The organism is Traorella massiliensis (assembly GCF_900104665.1).
In the GTDB taxonomy this organism is placed as follows: Bacteria; Bacillota_I; Bacilli_A; order Erysipelotrichales; family Erysipelotrichaceae; genus Traorella; species Traorella massiliensis.
Map to the genome: position 1 here is coordinate 1 of NZ_LT629961.1, position 2,283 is coordinate 2,283.

General features: G+C 36.4%; 4 protein-coding genes. 1 reads left to right on the top strand and 3 read right to left on the bottom strand.

Annotation, left to right across the window (positions count from 1 at the left end; genetic code table 11):
* Positions 1 to 183: hypothetical protein (locus tag BQ5367_RS13755; RefSeq protein ID WP_235858707.1), on the top strand; the 183-nt coding region annotated here is incomplete at its 5' end.
* On the opposite strand, the gene BQ5367_RS00010 is transcribed toward BQ5367_RS13755, so the two are convergent.
* From BQ5367_RS00010 to BQ5367_RS00020, 3 genes are all read right to left on the bottom strand, one after another.
* Positions 180 to 443: a Txe/YoeB family addiction module toxin gene (locus BQ5367_RS00010; protein ID WP_071440553.1), complete on the bottom strand. Its 264-nt coding sequence runs from the start codon at positions 441 to 443 to the stop codon at positions 180 to 182. The two genes, BQ5367_RS13755 and BQ5367_RS00010, sit on opposite strands and share 4 nt — an antisense overlap.
* A gap of 3 nt (positions 444 to 446) precedes the next feature.
* Entirely contained in the window at positions 447 to 695 is a 249-nt protein-coding gene (locus tag BQ5367_RS00015) for a type II toxin-antitoxin system Phd/YefM family antitoxin (protein WP_071440554.1), read from the bottom strand.
* Between the two features lie 189 nt (positions 696 to 884).
* A complete protein-coding gene (locus BQ5367_RS00020) occupies positions 885 to 2,150 on the bottom strand; it encodes a ParB/RepB/Spo0J family partition protein (protein WP_071440555.1) in 1,266 nt (421 codons plus the stop codon).
* Between the last annotated feature and the right edge of the window lie 133 nt (positions 2,151 to 2,283).

Here is a 2,283-nt window from a genome sequence, read left to right on the forward strand (position 1 = left end):
AGTCAAGCGGCAAGCACTTTAGTGCGAGACGCCGTAGGGCAACGCTTGACGAGTGACTTGGATGCGATATTCCATATTTCTTTCATCGAATCAATAGAAAACAACATGGCAATTTGCCATGTTGGAATCTTAGATTACACAGATGCCTGTAAAAAAGAAAGCTGGGAGATTCCAACTTTCTAAAATTCATAATGTGTCCACATGCTGATGATCTTTACTATTTTTTTATCATCATCTACCTGATAGACAAGACGATGCTTGATATTGATTCTTCTGGAATAGGCAGATGACAGATCGCCTTGCAGTTTTTCATAGCTTGGTGGTGTTGCATATGGATTTTGTTCTAAAAGATCGACCAATGCTTTTGCCTTTTTATCCAGATGAGCACTTTTTAACTTAGGAATTGCATTCACTGCATTTTTTGTGTATACAATTTTATACATACATTACCATTCAACCTCATCGGAAGGGATACATTCTTCTACGGGGGTATTTATTCCTTCAATGATTTCTTCTTTCATGCCAGGAATGGAAGACAAGTATAAGGTTTCCATCAGACCGTTATATTCCTCCTCGCTAAGAAGCACGGCATTGCCTTCCTTTGTGCTTATATTAACAGGTTCGTTATATTTTATTGTATTCTCCAGGATACTAAACATATTTTTTCTAAAATTAGTAGCATTTGTGTTAATCATTGCATTCACCTCACTATGTACATTATAACGTACATTTTACTATGTGTCAAATTATTTCATTTTAATGATAGTTTTTTGTACTCCATATTTCATTCATTGGATTGATAGAAAGCAACATGGCAACTTGCCATGTTGGAACCTTAGAAAACATACCTGGCAATTTGCCAGGTAGTTATTTTTAAGAATTTTTTATTTTTCCGCTGAAGCAGGATATGATTTGTGTGTGCCGTCAAGGAGTTGATTTTCGGCTTCGCTTGGCTGATATCCTATGGAAATCAGAAATTTGTAATATTCATTCATCTGTTGTGCTTTTCTTTCATTGTATTCTCCGCTCCAGGAAGAATAGCATGAAAGAGGATGACTTTCTTCAAGTGAAGCAAATACAGTAGCTTCAAATACTTTCTCAGCGTTGTTTTTGTTTAAAGATTCTTTGATATCGCATTCTATGATTTTCTTGAAAAGTTTAGCATCGAATGAAGAATAACTTTTTGTTGAAAGAATTTTAATAGCCTCAGTATAGAAAACATCACGATGTGAAGCAGTTTTATCGTTTAAGATATTTTTGATAAATTCTATTCTCGTCTGTTGTGCGGTTTTAAATAGATTTTCTAGTTCTGTAATAATTTTATTTCGTTTTTCTTCCTTTTCTGCTTTGTCATTAACCTCTTCTTCACTGACAGATCCATAAACATTTATGCCATAGGTACTTCTTGTATAAAGGTATTCTTTTCTTTCTTTGAAGCCTTCTTCCTTGACATCTTCTGGTGATCTATAGAATTGCAGGTAAGTGTATTTTTTTCTGTCTAGATCTCTGTCTTCTACTTTTTTAGCAAACAAGGCTATTTTCTTTTCAGTCTGATTGACTTTTTTTTCTATTTTTTCAGTTTCAATAGCACTGTTCAAATGATAGCGAAAATCAGTGGTTCCCATATACTGTAGAAGTTCTTTCTTGGTATCATCGTTTTTTACCTTTTCCAGATCAATATAATCCTGGATGGATGCTCCATTTACCACTGTTTTTTTGACTTCTTCTGCATCAAACTTAAGCATATTAAGGCGATGCTTGACTGTTTTCTTAGAGAAACCCGTCTGCTTGCTTAATTCATCTTCAGTCATTCCCAAGTCCAGACACATCTGAAATCCCTGTGCCTGCTCATAGGGTGTCAAATCGCTTCTCTGCATATTTTCAAGGAGCATGGTTGCCTGCTGTTGCTTCTCATCCATATTGGAAACAACACAAGGAAGTTCTTTCAGTCCTGCTTTTTTTGCCGCCGCAAGACGACGATTTCCAATTACGACAAAATACCCGTCATCATCTGTTTTTGGAACAACCGTTAGATTCTGCATAACACCATTCGCAAGAATGCTTTCAGTCAGTTCGCTTAAATTTCCTAAATCCTGTCTAGGATTTTTCGGATGAGAATAAAGCTTGTCGATAGAAATGTTAGTAATCATGAATTATCCTCCTCTGCGGTATGGTAGCCGCTAACTTAAGTAAGGCTCATGTACCTTACACTTTCTTCGAATAGCAGCTGAGGAAGGAAGTCAAGCGGCAAGCACTTTAGTGCGAGACGCCGTAGGGCAACGC

Bases quoted from the DNA above. Each gene is read 5' to 3' on its own strand.
- BQ5367_RS00010 (WP_071440553.1), bottom strand. From the start codon at position 443: ATGTATAAAATTGTATACACAAAAAATGCAGTGAATGCAATTCCTAAG.
- BQ5367_RS00015 (WP_071440554.1), bottom strand. From the start codon at position 695: ATGATTAACACAAATGCTACTAATTTTAGAAAAAATATGTTTAGTATC.
- BQ5367_RS00020 (WP_071440555.1), bottom strand. From the start codon at position 2,150: ATGATTACTAACATTTCTATCGACAAGCTTTATTCTCATCCGAAAAAT.